The organism is Bradyrhizobium sp. TM233, assembly GCF_036247965.1.
Taxonomy (GTDB): domain Bacteria; phylum Pseudomonadota; class Alphaproteobacteria; order Rhizobiales; family Xanthobacteraceae; genus Bradyrhizobium; species Bradyrhizobium ottawaense.
Genome location: NZ_BTIG01000030.1, coordinates 12,537 through 30,000, shown reverse-complemented (window position 1 = coordinate 30,000; position 17,464 = coordinate 12,537). Strand labels below are relative to the sequence as shown.

The following is a 17,464-nucleotide window of genomic DNA, read 5'->3' as shown; positions in this document are numbered from 1 at the left end:
CTGAGCTACAAGCCCCTAACGCATATCCAGTCAAGGACCAGGGACTCTGCAAACCTGCAGCCCCAGCGCGTGTTCGTCCGCGAAGAAAGAGAAACGAAGACGGCGAAATCCCGCCAATGCAGCTCAACAATCCTGACGATTGTTGGCCACTGATGTTTCTAAAACGATCCGATAGTGAGCCGAAGCTCGCTGAAGGATCATCCTTAGAAAGGAGGTGATCCAGCCGCAGGTTCCCCTACGGCTACCTTGTTACGACTTCACCCCAGTCGCTGACCCTACCGTGGCCGGCTGCCTCCCTTGCGGGTTAGCGCACCGTCTTCAGGTAAAACCAACTCCCATGGTGTGACGGGCGGTGTGTACAAGGCCCGGGAACGTATTCACCGTGGCGTGCTGATCCACGATTACTAGCGATTCCAACTTCATGGGCTCGAGTTGCAGAGCCCAATCCGAACTGAGACGGCTTTTTGAGATTTGCGAAGGGTCGCCCCTTAGCATCCCATTGTCACCGCCATTGTAGCACGTGTGTAGCCCAGCCCGTAAGGGCCATGAGGACTTGACGTCATCCCCACCTTCCTCGCGGCTTATCACCGGCAGTCTCCTTAGAGTGCTCAACTAAATGGTAGCAACTAAGGACGGGGGTTGCGCTCGTTGCGGGACTTAACCCAACATCTCACGACACGAGCTGACGACAGCCATGCAGCACCTGTGTTCCAGGCTCCGAAGAGAAGGTCACATCTCTGCGACCGGTCCTGGACATGTCAAGGGCTGGTAAGGTTCTGCGCGTTGCGTCGAATTAAACCACATGCTCCACCGCTTGTGCGGGCCCCCGTCAATTCCTTTGAGTTTTAATCTTGCGACCGTACTCCCCAGGCGGAATGCTTAAAGCGTTAGCTGCGCCACTAGTGAGTAAACCCACTAACGGCTGGCATTCATCGTTTACGGCGTGGACTACCAGGGTATCTAATCCTGTTTGCTCCCCACGCTTTCGTGCCTCAGCGTCAGTATCGGGCCAGTGAGCCGCCTTCGCCACTGGTGTTCTTGCGAATATCTACGAATTTCACCTCTACACTCGCAGTTCCACTCACCTCTCCCGAACTCAAGATCTTCAGTATCAAAGGCAGTTCTGGAGTTGAGCTCCAGGATTTCACCCCTGACTTAAAGACCCGCCTACGCACCCTTTACGCCCAGTGATTCCGAGCAACGCTAGCCCCCTTCGTATTACCGCGGCTGCTGGCACGAAGTTAGCCGGGGCTTATTCTTGCGGTACCGTCATTATCTTCCCGCACAAAAGAGCTTTACAACCCTAGGGCCTTCATCACTCACGCGGCATGGCTGGATCAGGGTTGCCCCCATTGTCCAATATTCCCCACTGCTGCCTCCCGTAGGAGTTTGGGCCGTGTCTCAGTCCCAATGTGGCTGATCATCCTCTCAGACCAGCTACTGATCGTCGCCTTGGTGAGCCATTACCTCACCAACTAGCTAATCAGACGCGGGCCAATCTTTCGGCGATAAATCTTTCCCCGTAAGGGCTTATCCGGTATTAGCACAAGTTTCCCTGTGTTGTTCCGAACCAAAAGGTATGTTCCCACGCGTTACTCACCCGTCTGCCGCTGACGTATTGCTACGCCCGCTCGACTTGCATGTGTTAAGCCTGCCGCCAGCGTTCGCTCTGAGCCAGGATCAAACTCTCAAGTTGGACTTGAACTTTGAACCGGCTGATCACAACGTTTGACGAGGTCCCACCATTGTCGACCGAGATCGACTTGCTGCCTGCGATTCACATCGCGGGCAACGATGGTGTTTCCTTGAAAACGTGTACCGCCGAAGTCTTTCGTCCCCTCTCAGAACTCAAAAGCCGAAGCTCTTCAGTATCCGAGAGGCGCAAGGACTCCGCCGTCCACGTTTCTCTTTCTTCATCTTCACTTGTCAAACAGCCCGGGACCGTGGAGGCCCCAACCTTCCAGAGAGGAAGGGTTCCGACACCCTTACCGACGATGGATGAACTCCAATCGACTTACGTCGACTGTTGTGTCACTCAACAAGGTGAGGAGCATCAGTGGCGCGTTCGCTCGCCTTGGTCAGTGACCCGGCGGCGCCGCGCTCAGTGGTCGGGTTATAGGCCCCCGCACTCGGGATTGTCAACGGCCATTGTCAACAAATCGTCGCACGGTGGATTGTTGTAAAAAATCACACGATTCCAGCCGGTTAGCGGGACGCCGGTCGCGCGGCCCGGCCGCGTCCGGCAAAAAATCTGAAAAAAAGTTTGGCCCCAGGCGGGCTCCGGAGGGGCTCGGAAGGGGCTTCGGACACGGACTGCGGCGCCCCTCCAAGGAGGCCCCCGCGCCGGGCCGTTCAGGAAACTTTTTCCCTGGTAGGCGCCGTACTAGAGCCACAATCCCGCGGCGTTCTGGTATGAGACAAGCTTGAATCGCAGGGATGCCAGTGGGGGCTGCCAGCGGTTTTCATGGGGTCAGAGGAAGGCATCTTGCAGATGACGCGGCCTTCCCCGGACATTCGAGAGACATCGAGAGAGCTTTTTCCGCCCTTCTGTTCGTAATTTCGGCCGGCCCCGTCGTGGGGCTTTCTGAGCGCGGACATCTGTGCGGCTTGCCTTTTCCCGGCAATCCCCCTTCAAGAGGGCGGCCTGGGACGAGGTTCGAAGCGGGCTTCTTGGGTCGTTGATTGGGGGACTTGGGTTGAGCCACAGGACATCACGCGGCGCTTACGGGCGTGAGACCGGGATCATCGATCTCGGCCACGAGCCGCCGCTGTCCGTCGATGGTTCCGAAGCCGCCGTGATCGACCGCCGCCGCGTCTCCGTGCAATGGTTCAGCGGGACAATCTTGACCGGACTCTGCGGCGCAGCCCTGATCGGCGGCGCCGTTTTCGCATCGCTCGACGGCGAGATGACCTTCGCCAAGGTGCCGGAACGGGTCGAGGGCGCGCTGCGCGGTGCATTCGGCGCCGCCGATCGCGCCGCCACCCTGCACAAGAGCGACCGCCTGCCGCCGCCGAGCGAATCCTCGGCGTCCCGCAACATCGTACGCGTCTCCACGGTCGCCCGCGTCGGCAACCGCGACGTGATGCGGGTGCGTCCCTTCGTCCGGATCGCCGGCAATCTGTCGATGACGACGAGCGACCTGTCGGCGAAGATCCCGCCGTTCAACGCCCAGCGCCTGCTCACCGACGTCGGCTCCGATCCGAAGACCGCATCCGACGATCCCAACAATCCCGAAGCGGTCGAGCCCGACGCCGAAGTGTCCTTCGTCACCAAGGACCTGTCGCCGGTGCTGCCGAAAGCCAAGATTTCCGCGGTGGTGGCGCTCGACGACATCCTGATGCGGGTGCGCGATGCCGCCAACTGGCGCGGCAATGGCGGGGTGCGCTACGCCTCGCTCGCCAATGCCGCAGCCGACGTCTCCGGCGCGACCGGCCCGTCCGATATCCGAAGCGCCTACGCCGCCGAAGCCTCGCCCTCCGATCCCTATGCCGGCTTCGAGACGCGCGTAGTGCCGGAAAACGTCACGCTGCTGCCCAAGACCAAGGAGCAGATCACCGGCGGCAATCCCAACGGCGAACGCGTCCATCTGGTCAAGAAGGGCGACAGTGTCGCCTCGGTGCTGCGCGATCTCGGCGCGAACGCCGACGAGATCAAGGCGATCGCCGCAACGCTCGGCCCCCGCGGCCGCGACGGCGGCCTCAAGGAGGGCGAGAAGCTCCGCATCCTGATGGCGCCGGCGAGCCCCGGCGCCCGCCTCCAGCCCTACCGCGTCGTCGTCGCCAACGAGACCATGGTCGAGGCGATCGCGGCGCTGTCCGATCTCGGCAAATACGTCGCGGTCGACGTCTCCAGCATGAATACCGTCGCCGATGCCGCCGCTGGCGCCAGCAGCGATGACGACGATGATGACGACGGCTCCGGCGTGCGGCTCTACCAGAGCATCTACGAGACCGCGATGCGCAACAAAGTGCCGATGCCCGTCATCGACGACATGATCAAGATCTACTCCTACGACGTCGATTTCCAGCGCAAGGTGCAGCCGGGCGATTCCTTCGACGTGTTCTACGCCGGCGAGGACGAGGGCGTGACGTCGAGCGAAAAGAACGACGTGCTGTTCGCCTCCCTCACCGTCGGCGGCGAGACCAAGAAATACTACCGCTACCAGAGCCCCGACGACGGCGTCGTCGACTACTACGACGAGACCGGCAAGAGCGCGAAGAAGTTCCTGGTCAGAAAGCCGGTCAATAACGCCATCATGCGCTCCGGCTTCGGCGGCCGCCGCCACCCGATCCTCGGCTTTGTGAAGATGCACACCGGTGTCGACTGGGCCACCGCCTACGGCACGCCGATCTTCGCCTCCGGCAACGGCGCGATCGAGAAGGCCGGCCCCGAGGGCGGCTACGGCAAATACATCCGCATCAAGCACAACAACGGCTACGAGACGGCCTACGGCCACATGTCGGCCTTCGCCAAGGGCATGGAAGTCGGCAAGAAGGTGCGGCAGGGCCAGGTGATCGGCTTCGTCGGATCATCCGGCATGTCGACCGGCCCGCACGTCCACTACGAGATCCTGGTCAACGGCCGCTTCGTCGACCCGATGCGCGTGAAGCTGCCGCGCGGCCGTTCGCTCGAGGGCCCGATGCTCGCGGGCTTCGAGAAGGAGCGCGACCGGCTCGACGGCATGATGAGCGGCCGCGGCGGCGCCATCGCCCGCATGTCGGATGCGACCGGCGGCCCGCTGCAGGTCAGCAACCGCTAATTGCAACCGACCTGAGATCTCCAAACACGGTCCGAATTCGACGTTCCCGCGCGAGGCCTGCTTCGCGGCGTCACAATTTCAAGTTTCGTTTGCCAAAGCGGCGCCAGGGGCGAATACTTTCCAAAAAACGGGAGGTCTCGCCATGACGAACAGGCTCGCCTGCGCAGCCTTTTTTGCTGCGTTCTTCGCAACCACGAGCGCATTCGCCGAGACCTGGGAGGTCACCAGGCTGGTCCAGGGTTCGGCATTCCATGGCGTGCATGGACTCGGCATCGACAAGGCTGGCCATCTGTTCGCCGGCAGCGTCGCCGGCGCGGCGCTCTACGAGGTGGACGTATCAGGCGGCACCGCCAAGGTTGCAATCCCCTCTCCGATCGGAATGGCCGACGACATCGCGTTTGCGCCCGACGGCACCATGGCCTGGACCGGATTCCTGACCGGCGATCTCTATGCGCGCAAGGGCGACGGCCCGATCAAGAAGCTCGCATCCGGCCTTCCCGGCATCAACTCGCTGGCCTTCCGCAAAGACGGCAGGCTCTACGCCACCACCGTTTTCCTCGGCGACACGCTCTATGAGATCGACGTCGAGGGCGTGAAGCCGCCGCGCCAGATCATGGAGAAGATGGGCGGCCTCAACGGCTTCGAGTTCGGTCCCGACGACAAGCTCTACGGGCCGCTCTGGTTCAAGGGCCAGGTCGCAAAGGTCGACGTCGACAAGGCCGAGCTGACCGTCGTCGCCGACGGCTTCAAGGTCCCGGCCGCGGTGAACTTCGATTCCAAGGGCAATCTCTTCGTGGTCGACACCGCGCTCGGCCAGCTCGTCCGGGTCGATCCCAAATCGGGCGCCAAGACCCTGGTCGCGCAACTGAAGCCGTCGCTGGACAATCTCGCGATCGACGACAAGGACCGCATCTACGTCTCCAACATGGCCGACAACGGCATCCAGGAGGTCGATCCCGCGACCGGTCAGGCCAAGCAGATCATCATTGGCAAGCTCGCTTTGCCCGGTGGCATCGGCGTCACCTCGGAGAACGGCAAGGATACGATCCACCTCGCCGACGTGTTCGCCTATCGCACGGTGGACGGCGCGACCGGCGAGGTCACCGAAAAGGCGCGCATGCACGCCGCCGACACCACGCTGGAATATCCGATGAGCGCGACGGCGAAGGGCAACGATGTGGTGCTGTCGAGCTGGTTCACCGGCACGGTGCAGGTGATCGACGCCAAGACCGGCGCGACGCGCGACATGCTGCACGACTTCAAGGCGCCGCACGACGCGATCGTGCTCGCCGACGGCAGCATTTTGGTCGCCGAGCTCGGCACCAAGTCGCTGGTCAAGGTGAGCGGTGAGCACGGCAAGGATCGCACCACGCTGATCGGCGACCTCGAGGGCCCGGTCGGGCTCGTCCGTGGCCAGACCGACGAAGTCTACGTCACCGAAGCCTTTGCGGGCATCGTCTCCAAAATCGACAGCAATGGCGGAAAGACCGTGGTCGCCAAGGAGCTGAAAATGCCCGAAGGCATCGCGCGCGGGAACGACGGCAAGCTCATCGTGGCGGAAGTCGGCGCCAAACGGCTGATCGAGATCGCGCCGGAAAGCGGTGAGATCACCGAGATCGCCGCCAATCTCCCGATCGGCCTCGCGGGCGCTCCCGGTGGATTGCCGACGAATATTCCGACGGGCGTGGCTGTCGGTGCGACGGGGGTGATCTATTTCACCTCGGACGTCGAGAACGCGATCTACAAGGTGGTGAAGAAATAGCGTCTGATCCCCACCGCGTTAGCTAAAGCGGGATGCTGCGCACCTTTTCGGACCACGCTTTTGCCAGCGCCCCCCAAAAAAACGCCCCGGAGAGGCTGGCCTCTCCGGGGCGGCTTATCGTTTCAGGCTTCGAGCGCCCGCGCTCAGTTCAGCTTCCGCTTCGCCGCCGGCGCCTCGAACTGGGTGATCTCGGCGGTCTGCGGTGCCTTGCCGTTGAAGGTCAGCACGTTGCCTTCGGACGAGATCGCGACACTGTCGCCGTCCCTGACGTCGCCGGCCAGGATCATCTCGGCGAGCGGGTCCTGGACGTGACGCTGGATCACGCGCTTGAGCGGCCTTGCGCCGTAGGCGGGGTCCCAGCCCTTGGCGGCGAGCCAGTCGCGGCCGGCAGCGTCGAGCGTCAGCACGATCTTGCGGTCGGTCAAGAGCTTCTGCAGCCGCGCGAACTGGATCTCGACGATCCGGCCCATCTCGCTCCGCTGCAGGCGGTGGAACAGGATGATCTCGTCGACGCGGTTGAGGAATTCGGGGCGGAAATGCCCGCGCACCATTCCCATCACCTGCTCGCGCACGGCGGAGGTGTCCTCGCCCTCCGGCTGGTTCACCAGGAATTCCGAACCGAGGTTCGAGGTCATGATGATCAGCGTGTTGCGGAAGTCGACAGTGCGGCCCTGGCCGTCGGTCAGGCGGCCGTCGTCGAGCACCTGCAACAGGACGTTGAAGACGTCGGGATGCGCCTTCTCGATCTCGTCGAACAGCACCACCTGGTAGGGCCGGCGCCGCACCGCTTCGGTGAGCGCGCCGCCCTCGTCATAGCCGACATAGCCCGGAGGCGCGCCGATCAGCCGCGAGACCGAGTGCTTCTCCATGTATTCGGACATGTCGAGGCGGACCATCGCGGTCTCGTCGTTGAACAGGTACTCCGCGAGCGCCTTGGTCAGCTCGGTCTTGCCGACGCCGGTGGGGCCTAAGAACATGAACGAGCCCGTGGGGCGGTTCGGGTCCTGCAGGCCCGCGCGCGAGCGGCGCACGGCGGTTGCGACCGCACGCACGGCCTCGGCCTGGCCGACGACGCGGGTGCCGAGCTGCTCCTCCATCTTCAGGAGCTTTTCCTTCTCGCCCTCCAGCATCTTGTCGACGGGCACGCCGGTCCAGCGCGAGACCACCTGCGCGATGTGGTTGGCGGTGACCGCCTCCTCCATCATCTCGCCGGAGCCTTCACGCGCCTCGATATCCGCAAGCTGCTTCTCGAGCTGCGGGATCCGGCCATAGGCCAGCTCGCCGGCCTTCTGGAATTCCCCGCGACGCTGGGCGTCGGCGAGATCGACGCGCAGAGCGTCCAGCTCCGACTTCAGCTTCTGGGCGTTGGAGAGCTTGTTCTTCTCCGCACTCCAGCGCGCCGTCAGCGCCGCAGATTTTTCCTCGAGTTCGGCCAGCTCCTTCTGGAGCGCCTCGAGACGGGACTTGGAGCCGGGGTCGCTTTCCTTCTTCAGAGCTTCCTGCTCGATCTTGAGCCGGATGATCTCGCGGTCGAGCGAATCCAGCTCTTCCGGCTTGGAATCGACCTGCATCTTCAGCCGCGCCGCGGCCTCGTCCATCAGGTCGATCGCCTTGTCGGGCAGGAAGCGGTCGGTGATGTAACGGTTGGACAGCGTCGTCGCCGCGACAAGCGCGGAATCCGTGATCCGCACGCCATGGTGCTGCTCGTACTTGTCCTTGAGGCCGCGCAGGATCGAGATGGTGTCCTCGACCGAGGGCTCGCTGACGAAGATCGGCTGGAAGCGCCGCGCCAGCGCGGCGTCCTTTTCGACATGCTTCTGGTATTCGTCGAGCGTGGTCGCGCCGATGCAGTGCAGCTCGCCGCGGGCGAGCGCGGGCTTGAGCAGGTTGGAGGCGTCCATCGCGCCGTCGCCCTTGCCGGCGCCGATCAGCGTGTGCATCTCGTCGATGAACAGGACGAAAGTGCCCTCGCTCCCGGTCACTTCCTGGAGCACGGCCTTCAGCCGCTCCTCGAACTCACCGCGGTATTTTGCACCCGCGATCAGCGCGCCGAGGTCGAGCGACAGCAGCTTCTTGTCCTTCAGGCTCTCCGGCACGTCGCCGTTGACGATGCGCAGCGCGAGGCCTTCGGCGATGGCGGTCTTGCCGACGCCGGGCTCGCCGATCAGGACGGGATTGTTCTTGGTCCGGCGCGACAGCACCTGGATGGTGCGGCGGATCTCCTCGTCGCGGCCGATGACCGGATCGAGCTTGCCGTCGCGCGCCGCCTGGGTGAGGTCGCGGGCGTATTTCTTCAGCGCATCGTACGCGTTCTCGGCGGTGGCCGAGTCTGCGGTGCGGCCCTTGCGCAGGGCCTCGATCGCCGCATTGAGGTTTTGCGGGGTGACACCGCCCTTGGCCAGGATGGTGCCGGCCTCGCTGGTCTTCTCCAGCGTCAGGCCGAGCAGCAGCCGCTCGACGGTGACGAAGCTGTCGCCGGCCTTCTCGCCGGCCTTTTCGGCGGCATCAAAAGTACGGGCGAGCTCGGGCGCCAGATAGATCTGCCCGGCGCCACCGCCACTGACCTTCGGCACCTTGCCAAGGGCATCCTCGGTCGCCTTCAGAATTGCACGGGAATTGCCGCCGGCGCGGTCGATCAGACCGGCAGCCAGCCCCTCATTGTCGTCCAGGAGGACCTTGAGCACGTGCAGGGTGGAAAACTGCTGATGTCCCTCGCGCACCGCAAGCGACTGCGCTGACTGGACGAAGCCCCTGGAGCGTTCGGTATATTTGTCGATATTCATCTTTTCTGTCCCTCGGCCTGCCCCTGGAGCCCTCTAAGGCACTCCAAACGGCATCTTCATTGGGTTTCCGATTACCGCATTGACGTTTCTCAACCGGTAACGGTCGTGTTTTGCCGACGTTGCCGCCGGCCTGAGGCAGATGTGGGAAGCAGGTTGCAGATGCGAAAGAGGCCAGTTCACAATTTCGTGCGCTGGCCCGCCGGCTTGGCGGGGCCGGCTCGAATCCCTTAAGTAACGGCATGACAGTCAGCCACACTGCCGAAATCGCCGGCCTTTACCGCTACCCGATCAAGGGCCTGACGCCGGAGTCCCTGCGCCGCGCCCCCTTGCGGACGGGCCAGACCCTGCCCGCCGACCGCCGCTACGCCATCGAGAACGGCCCGAGCGGCTTTGATCCCGAGCGACCCGAGTGGAAGCCGAAAATCCAGTTTCTGATGCTCGCGCGCAATGAGCGGCTTGCCGAGCTCGACAGCCGGTTCGACGACGCCACGAATGTCCTGACCATCCGCAGGGACGGCCAGACCGTCGCCAGCGGCGATCTCGAGACCGCGGCCGGGCGCGCGGCCATCGAGCGCTATTTCACCGAGCATTTTCAGCCGGAGCTGAAGGGGCCGCCAAAGGTCCTGTCAGGCCGCGACCACAGCTTCTCCGACGTCGCCCGCAAGGTGGTCTCCATCATCAATCTCGGCAGCGTCCGCGCCATCGAGACCATGCTGGGCGGCGCTGCCGTGCATCCGCTGCGTTTCCGCGCCAATCTCTATGTGAAGGGCTGGCCGGCCTGGTCGGAGCTCGATCTCGTCGGCCAGACGCTCGCGATCGGGCAGGTCCGGCTGAAGGTGGTCAAGCGCATCGTCCGCTGCCCGGCCACCAATGTCGACCCGGTGAGGGCCAAGCGCGATCTCGAGATACCGCCGACACTCTCGCGCAACCTCGGCCACATGGACTGCGGCATCTATGCCGAGGTGATCGAAGGTGGCGAGATCGGCGTCGGCGATGCGGTTGCGGTGGAAGAGCCGAAGCTGGTGTGAGCTTCGTAGGGTGGGTTAGCCGAAGGCGTAACCCACCCTGTCTGTCACCGCAGAAACAGAAGAGGTGGGTTACGCCAGCGGACCGCGCTTCGCGCGACCGCTAGCTAACCCACCCGACGCGCCTCACCTCAATTCGGCATCACATAGGCATAGATCCGGCCGCGCGAGACCGGCGCTTCGCGAACGCGATTGCCGTTGTTGCCGGAGATCATGATCGGATTGCCCTGCGCGTCGACGCCGGTGATGATGCCGACATGACCGCCGCGGCGGCCGCGCGACATCACCGCGATGGCGCCGACCTGCGGACCGGAGACACGGGTGCCGTAACGCGCGAACGAACTCGCCATGTCGGAGCCCGAACTCTTATGGCCGGTGTGCTCCAGCACCATGTTCATGAAGCGCGCGCACCACAGGCTGCCGCGCCCGGTCGGGTTGCCGCCGACATAGCGGCGCGCCTCGGACACCAGGCTCGATCCGCCGCCGAAGCCGCCGCTATTGGCCATTGCGGTGTTAGCCATAGCGGCATGGGCCATGCCGCCGCTGTTGGCGTTCGGATCATAGCTCGCCTGGGTGTCCGCGAATCCGCCCGCCTGCAATTGCGCCGCGCTGCGCTCGAAGCGCGAGCTGCGGGCATGGTGGCGGTAATGATGATGCCTGGCGTGGTGCACGTAAGCGTGCCGCTCTGCGCTATGACGATGATGCGGCCGCGCTGAGGCCGGAGAAACCAATGCGGCAACCGCCGCGAACAAAATCGCCAGCGCGACAACACAACGCGACAGGCGAGACGCAAACAACTCAAACATTCTTCATCCTTCGTTGACACCCCACTTCCCAATCGGCCCGTGCAACGGCCGACATCGGTCTGGCCGTTAAGCCGCCCGATGTGGCGAGAAAAAGACGCGGGCTGCCTGCGAATAGCTGCGATGATTTTGCGCCGATACTGGATTGAGGCTGCCGCATTGCCGACAACAGCATTAACTGCAATCCTGCAAAGGCGGCTTTAAGAGAGGGAAACGGTTAATGCCCCACGCCACGACCAGGGACGACGTCCGCATCTATTTCGAAGAAGCGGGCCGGGGAACGCCAATCATTTTTCTGCACGAGTTCGCGGCCGACCACACCAATTGGGAGCCGCAGATGCGCTACTTCTCGCGCGGCCACCGTTGCATCACCTATTCGGCGCGCGGCTACACGCCGTCGGACGTGCCTGAGGGCGAGGTCTACACCTACACGCATTTCTACACCGACGCGCTCGCCGTGCTCGATCATCTCGGAATCGAGCGCGCCCATCTGGTCGGCCTGTCGATGGGCGCTTATTCCTCGCTGCAGATCGGATTGAACGCGCCGCAGCGCGCGCTGTCGATGACGCTGGCCGGCGTCGGCTCGGGCTCGGAGATCGAGAACCTCGACAATTGGCGCAAGCAATGCCGCGCCAATGCCGAGCAATTCGAGACGCTGGGCTCTGCCGAGGTCGCGAAAGTCACGCGCGAGGCGCCGAGCCGGATTCCCTTCTTGGTGAAGGACCCGCGCGGCCACGCCGATTTCTACGCCGCGCTGGCACGGCATGACGCCAAGGGATCGGCGCGCACGATGCGCGGCTTTCAAGGAGGCCGCCCCTCGATCTACACGATGACGGATGCGATCAAGCGCGCATCGACGCCGGCACTGATCATCTGCGGCGACGAGGACGATCCGTGCGTCGGGCCGAGCCTGTTCCTGAAGCAGCATCTGCCCACGGCGGGGCTGGCGATGTTTCCGAAGTCCGGCCACGTGCTCAATCTCGAAGAGCCCGCGCTGTTCAACGAGACGGTGGCGCGGTTCGTGACGCTGGTGGAAGCGGGACGATGGCCGGCGCGCGATCCGCGATCGCTGGCTCTACACTAGCTGTCATTCCGGGATGCGCCGAAGGCGCAGGCCCGGAATCCATCGGGCTGCGGCGTTGTTGCACGATGGATTCCGGGCTCGCGCTACGCGCGCCCCGGAATGACGCCTACGGCGTCACTTCCCCCCGCCGCGACTGAGCAAGAACACCGCCTGCTCGCCGAACATGTTCCACACCCACCAGGGCAGATTCAACGGCACCGGGCGGCCGTAGAGGTCGAGCGCGACCGAGCGCTCCATCTTGACGTTGATCTCGTCGCAGAGCTGCACGAAATCCTTGATGGTGCAGAAATGGATGTTGGCGGTGTCGTACCAGGTCGCCGGCAAATTCTCGGTGCGCGGCATGTGGCCGCCGATCAGGAGCTGGAGCCGCATCTTCCAGAAGCCGAAATTCGGGAACGAGACGATGGCGCGGCGGCCGATGCGCAGCAGATTCTCCAGCACCACGCGCGGCTGCCGCGTCGCCTGCAGCGTCTGCGACAGGATCACGTAGTCGAAGGCGTCATCCGGATAATTGACGAGGTCAGTGTCGGCATCGCCCTGCACCACCGCAAGGCCCTTGGCGACGCAGCGATTGACACCCTCGCGCGACAGCTCGATGCCGCGGCCGTCGATGCCGCGGGTCTCCAGCAGCTGAAGCAGGTCGCCCTCGCCGCAGCCGACGTCGAGCACTTTCGAGCCCGGCTTGACCATGTCGGCGACCAGCAGATGATCGGCGCGAAACTGGCCGGACGATCCGGTCGCAAGGCCGCCCAGCGGCAATACTTCCTGCACAGACATGCTAGCCATCCTTCAGTCCCCGCGCCTTGCCCGCCGATTGCAGGAAGGCGCGGGAAATGTCGAAGAATTCGGGAACGTCGAGCAGGAAGGCGTCGTGGCCGCGATCGGTCTCGATCTCGGCGAACGACACCCGTGCGCTCGACGCATTCAGCGCGTGCACCAGCGCGCGCGATTCCGAGGTCGGGAACAGCCAGTCGCTGGTGAAGGAGACCACGCAGAAGCGGGTCGCAATTTCCGCGAACGCCCTTGCGAGCACGCCGCCATGGTCGGCGGCGATGTCGAAATAGTCCATCGCGCGCGTCAGATAGAGATAGGAATTGGCGTCGAAGCGCTCGACGAAGGACGAGCCCTGGTAGCGCAGATAGGACTCGACCTGGAAGTCGGCGTCGAACGAGAAGGTCGGCAGCTCGCGGTCCTGCATGCGCCGGCCGAACTTGCGATGCAGCGCGGCATCGGAGAGGTAGGTGATGTGCGCCGCCATCCGCGCCACCGCGAGCCCGCGATGCGGATGGATGCCGTGATCGGCATAGCCGCCGCCGTGCCAGTCGGGATCGGCCATCACGGCCTGGCGGCCGAGCTCGTGGAAGGCGATGTTCTGCGCCGAGTGCCGCGTCGCGCAGGCAATCGCCAGCGCGGAGAACACGCGGCCCGGATAGGCGGCGGTCCATTGCAGCACCTGCATGCCGCCCATCGAGCCACCGACGACCGCAAACAGCGTGTCGACGCCGAGCCGGTCGACCAGCATCGCCTGCGCACGCACCATGTCGGGGATGGTGATGACGGGGAAATCGAGACCCCAGACCTTGCCGGTGGAAGGATTGATCGAGGCCGGCCCGGTCGAGCCCATGCAGCCGCCGATCACGTTGGAGCAAATGATGAAGTAGTGCTTGGGATCTATGGGTCGGCCGGGGCCGACCAGCGTCTCCCACCAGCCGGGCTTGCCGGTGACGGGATGCACATTGGCGACATGCTGGTCGCCGGTCAGCGCATGGCAGATCAGCACCGCGTTGGAGCGATCGGCGTTGAGCTCGCCATAGGTCTGGTAGGCGATCTGGAACGGGGTGAGATCGATGCCGCAATCCAGCCGCAGCGGCTGCTCGGCGCCGAAATGCGCGACCTGCGAGCTTGGATGATCCACCTCGTGCGACCGTTCGTCGGCACTGATCGCAGGACTCGGAATTGACTGGACGCCAACCATCTGACCATCGACCTCTTTGCGATCAGACTTGAGACCGCAGTGACATCAGGCCATGAAAAACCCGGCCTGAACGATAGGTTCGGCCGGGATCAGAAGCGTCCCCGGCCTGTTTAGCGAGTTTTTTAACGTGGCTGCAAGCCGGCCGGCTCAAATGACCACGGAACGGGCAAAAGCTACCGTCTTGGGCGGTTTTCGTCAAGTCGCGGCCCGGATCGGCCCAATTCGCCTGCTGCGCCGTCGGCGGAAAGCAGCGTCATTTCTCTTTGCTTTCGCCGCCCCGACTGCCTAATCAGGGCATCCCCATCGGAACGATCGACAGCCAGACATGTCCCAACGTCCGCCCGCGCCACCATCGCTCCAGGAATTGCGCAAGGAGATCGACGCGATCGACGAGGGCATGCATCGCCTGTTGATGCAGCGCGGCGACATTATCGACCGTCTGATCCAGGTAAAGCAGACCCAGGAGGTCGGCTCGGCGTTCCGCCCGGCGCGCGAGGCCGCCATGATGCGCGAGATCGTGCAGCGCCATCGCGGCATCCTGCCGCTCGACACGGTCGAAAGCATCTGGCGCGTCATCATCTCGACCTTCACCTATGTCCAGGCGCCGTTCTCCGTGCATGCAGACATCTCGGTGAGCGAGCCGGCGATGCGCGATTCCGCACGCTTCCATTTCGGCTTCACCGTGCCTTACGTCGCGCATTTCAGCGCGCAGGCCGCGGTCGAGGCGGTGGCGAGGTCCAAGGGCGATCTGGCGCTGGTCTCGGCAACGTCCAGCCGCACACCCTGGTGGCTCTCGCTGGAGGAGACCGGTGCGCCGAAAATCATCGCGCGGATGCCCTTCGTCGAGCGCGCCGATCATCCGGCGGCACTGCCGGTGTTCGCGATCTCGCGCGTCGCCGACAGCGCCCTGGTGACGGAGGTCGAGACCTTCAGCGTGCGCGTGTCCGGCTGGAACGCCGAGGTCGCGCGCGCCCTGTCGCCGCTCGCCGAGATCGTGGCGGTGCCCGATACCGCCTTCGACGGCGCAGCGCTGCTGGTCTCGGTCACGAGCGCGACCAGCATCGACAAAATCAGGGCTGCCCTGATCGAGGCGGGGGCCTCGGTACGCTCCACGGCTCTCGTCGGCAGCCACGCAACGCGCTATACGGTGCCCCCGACCGGGGCGAAATCGTAAACCACGCGCCGCGCCCCGCCATTTTCGGAGTTCAAGATGTCCCGCCCCGTGCCGAATCCCGGCATCCTCGATATTGCGCCCTACACGCCCGGCAAGAGCCCGGTCGCCGAGCCGGGCCGCAAGGTGTTCAAGCTGTCGGCCAACGAAACGCCGTTCGGGCCCTCGCCCAAGGCAATCGAAGCCTTCAAGCACGTGGCGGATCACCTGGAAGACTATCCGGAAGGAACCTCGCGCGTGCTGCGCGAGGCGATCGGCCGCCACTTCGGGCTCGACCCCAACCGCATCATCTGCGGCGCCGGCTCGGACGAGATCCTCAATCTGCTCGCCCACACCTATCTCAGCCACGGTGACGAGGCGATCTCCACCACGCACGGCTTCCTGGTCTATCCGATCGCGACCATGGCGGTGGGCGCCAAGAACGTCGTCGCGCAGGAGACCAACCTCACCTGCGACGTCGACGCCATCCTCAAGGCGGTGACGCCGAAGACAAAGCTGGTGTGGCTCGCCAATCCCAACAATCCGACCGGCACCTATGTGCCGTTCGACGAGGTCAAGCGCCTGCGCGCCGGCCTGCCGTCGCACGTGCTCCTGGTGCTCGATGCCGCCTATTGCGACTACGTCTCGCGCAACGACTACGAGATGGGGATCGAGCTGGTCGCCACCACCGAGAACACGGTGGTGACTCACACCTTCTCCAAGATCCACGGCCTCGCCGCGCTGCGCATCGGCTGGATGTTCGGCCCCGAGCACATCATCGACGCGGTCAACCGCATCCGCGGTCCGTTCAACGTGTCGACGCCGGCGATGTATGCCGCGGTCGCCGCGATCGAGGACACCGCGCACCAGGCGATGTCGAAGCAGTTCACCGAGACCTGGCGCAACTGGCTGACCGAGGAGATCGGCAAGCTCGGCCTGAAGGTGACGCCGAGCGTCGCCAATTTCGTGCTGATCCACTTCCCGACCGACAAGGGCAAGACCGCCGATGACGCCGACGCCTTCCTCACCAAACGCGGCCTCGTGCTGCGCGCGCTGAAGAACTACGGCCTGCCGCATTCGCTGCGCATGACCATCGGCACCGAGGAGGCCAACCGCCTCGTCGTCGACGGCCTGCGCGACTTCATGGCCGGCAGATGAGCGCGAATCCGCACTTCCAGCGCGTCGCGCTGATCGGCTTCGGCCTGATCGGCGGCTCGATCGCGCGCGCTGCGAAGCTCCAGGGCCTGGCGGGCGAGATCGTCACCACCGCGCGCTCGGAGAAGACCCGCGCGCGGGTCATGGAGCTCGGTATCGTCGACCAGGTCGTGGCGACCAATGCGGAGGCGGTGAAGGATGCTGATCTCGTCATCCTCTGCATTCCCGTCGGCGCCTGCGGCGAGGTCGCGCAGGAGATCGCCGCGCATCTGAAGCCCGGCGCAATCATCTCCGACGTCGGCTCGGTCAAGGGCGCCATCGTCAGGGACATGGCGCCGCATCTGCCGAAGTCGGTTCATTTCGTGCCGGCGCATCCGGTGGCGGGCACCGAGCATTCGGGACCTGATTCCGGCTTCGCCGAGCTCTTCATCAACCGCTGGTGCATCCTCACCCCGCCGGAAGGTGTCGATGCCGCCGCCACCGATCGCCTGCGCGCCTTCTGGGCGGCGATGGGCGCCAAGGTCGAGGTGATGACGCCGGATCATCACGATCTCGTGCTCGCGATCACCAGCCATCTGCCGCATCTGATCGCCTACACCATCGTCGGCACCGCCGACGAGCTGGCGCAGGTGACGGAGTCCGAAGTGATCAAGTTCTCCGCCGGTGGGTTCCGCGATTTCACCCGCATCGCGGCCTCCGACCCGACGATGTGGCGCGACGTCTTCCTCGCCAACAAGGAGGCCGTGCTGGAGATGCTCGGCACCTTCACCGAGGATCTCGCAAAGCTCACTCGCGCCATTCGCCGCGGCGACGGCGAGGCGCTGTTCGACCATTTCACGCGCACCCGCGCCATCCGCCGCGGCATCGTCGAGATCGGCCAGGATTCGGCGGCCGCGGATTTCGGCCGTCAGCATGGGGCGCTGAAGCAGCCGTGAGCCTGTAGCCCAGACAAAGCTGCGTAGCCCGG

11 protein-coding genes, 1 tRNA gene, 1 rRNA gene and 1 riboswitch (1 of these 14 running past the window's edge) are annotated in these 17,464 nt (G+C 64.3%); of the genes, 7 read left to right on the top strand and 6 right to left on the bottom strand.

Annotated elements, in window-relative coordinates; all coding sequences use genetic code 11:
- Nucleotides 1-15 (bottom strand) — tRNA-Ile (locus tag AABA86_RS32455); it reaches 62 nt to the left of the window's first position.
- 192 nt (nt 16-207) lie between these two features.
- Nucleotides 208-1,696: ribosomal RNA gene (locus tag AABA86_RS32450) — 16S ribosomal RNA — on the bottom strand.
- A 1,000-nt stretch (nt 1,697-2,696) separates the two neighbouring features.
- Between AABA86_RS32450 and AABA86_RS32445 the strand changes: the two genes are divergently transcribed.
- Entirely contained in the window at nt 2,697-4,760 is a 2,064-nt protein-coding gene (locus tag AABA86_RS32445) for a M23 family metallopeptidase (RefSeq protein ID WP_212247164.1), read from the top strand.
- Nucleotides 4,761-4,902: 142 nt separating this feature from the next.
- Nucleotides 4,903-6,522, top strand: coding sequence for a Vgb family protein (locus AABA86_RS32440; RefSeq protein WP_338309666.1), 1,620 nt, complete (start codon nt 4,903-4,905; stop codon nt 6,520-6,522).
- A gap of 143 nt (nt 6,523-6,665) precedes the next feature.
- Here AABA86_RS32440 and clpB read toward each other — a convergent pair whose 3' ends face one another.
- Nucleotides 6,666-9,305, bottom strand: a complete 2,640-nt coding sequence (gene clpB / locus AABA86_RS32435; protein ID WP_212247172.1) for an ATP-dependent chaperone ClpB — start codon at nt 9,303-9,305, stop codon at nt 6,666-6,668.
- Between the two features lie 239 nt (nt 9,306-9,544).
- Here clpB and AABA86_RS32430 point away from each other — a divergent pair, with 239 nt between their 5' ends.
- Nucleotides 9,545-10,333, top strand: coding sequence for an MOSC domain-containing protein (locus AABA86_RS32430; RefSeq protein ID WP_338309665.1), 789 nt, complete (start codon nt 9,545-9,547; stop codon nt 10,331-10,333).
- A gap of 128 nt (nt 10,334-10,461) precedes the next feature.
- Here AABA86_RS32430 and AABA86_RS32425 read toward each other — a convergent pair whose 3' ends face one another.
- Nucleotides 10,462-11,136 (bottom strand): TIGR02594 family protein, encoded by a 675-nt coding sequence (locus AABA86_RS32425; RefSeq protein WP_338309664.1) that lies wholly within the window; start codon nt 11,134-11,136, stop codon nt 10,462-10,464.
- Nucleotides 11,137-11,353: 217 nt separating this feature from the next.
- On the opposite strand from AABA86_RS32425, the gene AABA86_RS32420 reads away from it, so the two are divergent.
- Complete coding sequence (locus AABA86_RS32420) at nt 11,354-12,217, top strand: alpha/beta fold hydrolase (RefSeq protein WP_338309663.1); 864 nt, start codon at nt 11,354-11,356, stop codon at nt 12,215-12,217.
- Between the two features lie 114 nt (nt 12,218-12,331).
- Here the strand turns inward: AABA86_RS32420 and metW are convergent, their stop codons facing one another.
- Together metW and metX are read right to left on the bottom strand one after the other, a co-directional pair.
- Nucleotides 12,332-12,994: a methionine biosynthesis protein MetW gene (metW, locus tag AABA86_RS32415; protein WP_212247176.1), complete on the bottom strand. Its 663-nt coding sequence runs from the start codon at nt 12,992-12,994 to the stop codon at nt 12,332-12,334.
- 1 nt (nt 12,995) lies between these two features.
- A complete protein-coding gene (metX, locus tag AABA86_RS32410; RefSeq protein ID WP_338309662.1) occupies nt 12,996-14,192 on the bottom strand; it encodes a homoserine O-acetyltransferase MetX in 1,197 nt (398 codons plus the stop codon).
- 89 nt (nt 14,193-14,281) lie between these two features.
- Nucleotides 14,282-14,361, bottom strand: a riboswitch (SAM riboswitch).
- A 156-nt stretch (nt 14,362-14,517) separates the two neighbouring features.
- On the opposite strand from metX, the gene AABA86_RS32405 reads away from it, so the two are divergent.
- Genes AABA86_RS32405 through AABA86_RS32395 form a run of 3 tightly spaced genes read left to right on the top strand, consistent with a single transcriptional unit; the run spans nt 14,518 to nt 17,432 of the window.
- Nucleotides 14,518-15,366: a chorismate mutase gene (locus tag AABA86_RS32405; RefSeq protein WP_338309661.1), complete on the top strand. Its 849-nt coding sequence runs from the start codon at nt 14,518-14,520 to the stop codon at nt 15,364-15,366.
- Nucleotides 15,367-15,402: 36 nt separating this feature from the next.
- Nucleotides 15,403-16,500 carry a histidinol-phosphate transaminase gene (gene hisC / locus AABA86_RS32400; RefSeq protein WP_212247180.1) on the top strand — a complete coding sequence of 366 codons (1,098 nt, stop codon included), beginning with the start codon at nt 15,403-15,405 and terminating at the stop codon, nt 16,498-16,500.
- A complete protein-coding gene (locus AABA86_RS32395; protein ID WP_338309660.1) occupies nt 16,497-17,432 on the top strand; it encodes a prephenate/arogenate dehydrogenase family protein in 936 nt (311 codons plus the stop codon). Before hisC ends, AABA86_RS32395 begins: the two co-directional genes overlap by 4 nt.
- The last annotated feature ends 32 nt before the right edge of the window (nt 17,433-17,464 follow it).

Coding starts and splice junctions, on each gene's coding strand:
- clpB (WP_212247172.1), bottom strand. CDS start 9,305: ATGAATATCGACAAATATACCGAACGCTCCAGGGGCTTCGTCCAGTCA.
- AABA86_RS32420 (WP_338309663.1), top strand. CDS start 11,354: ATGCCCCACGCCACGACCAGGGACGACGTCCGCATCTATTTCGAAGAA.
- metW (WP_212247176.1), bottom strand. CDS start 12,994: ATGTCTGTGCAGGAAGTATTGCCGCTGGGCGGCCTTGCGACCGGATCG.
- AABA86_RS32405 (WP_338309661.1), top strand. CDS start 14,518: ATGTCCCAACGTCCGCCCGCGCCACCATCGCTCCAGGAATTGCGCAAG.
- AABA86_RS32395 (WP_338309660.1), top strand. CDS start 16,497: ATGAGCGCGAATCCGCACTTCCAGCGCGTCGCGCTGATCGGCTTCGGC.
- AABA86_RS32425 (WP_338309664.1), bottom strand. CDS start 11,136: ATGTTTGAGTTGTTTGCGTCTCGCCTGTCGCGTTGTGTTGTCGCGCTG.
- metX (WP_338309662.1), bottom strand. CDS start 14,192: ATGGTTGGCGTCCAGTCAATTCCGAGTCCTGCGATCAGTGCCGACGAA.
- hisC (WP_212247180.1), top strand. CDS start 15,403: ATGTCCCGCCCCGTGCCGAATCCCGGCATCCTCGATATTGCGCCCTAC.
- AABA86_RS32440 (WP_338309666.1), top strand. CDS start 4,903: ATGACGAACAGGCTCGCCTGCGCAGCCTTTTTTGCTGCGTTCTTCGCA.
- AABA86_RS32430 (WP_338309665.1), top strand. CDS start 9,545: ATGACAGTCAGCCACACTGCCGAAATCGCCGGCCTTTACCGCTACCCG.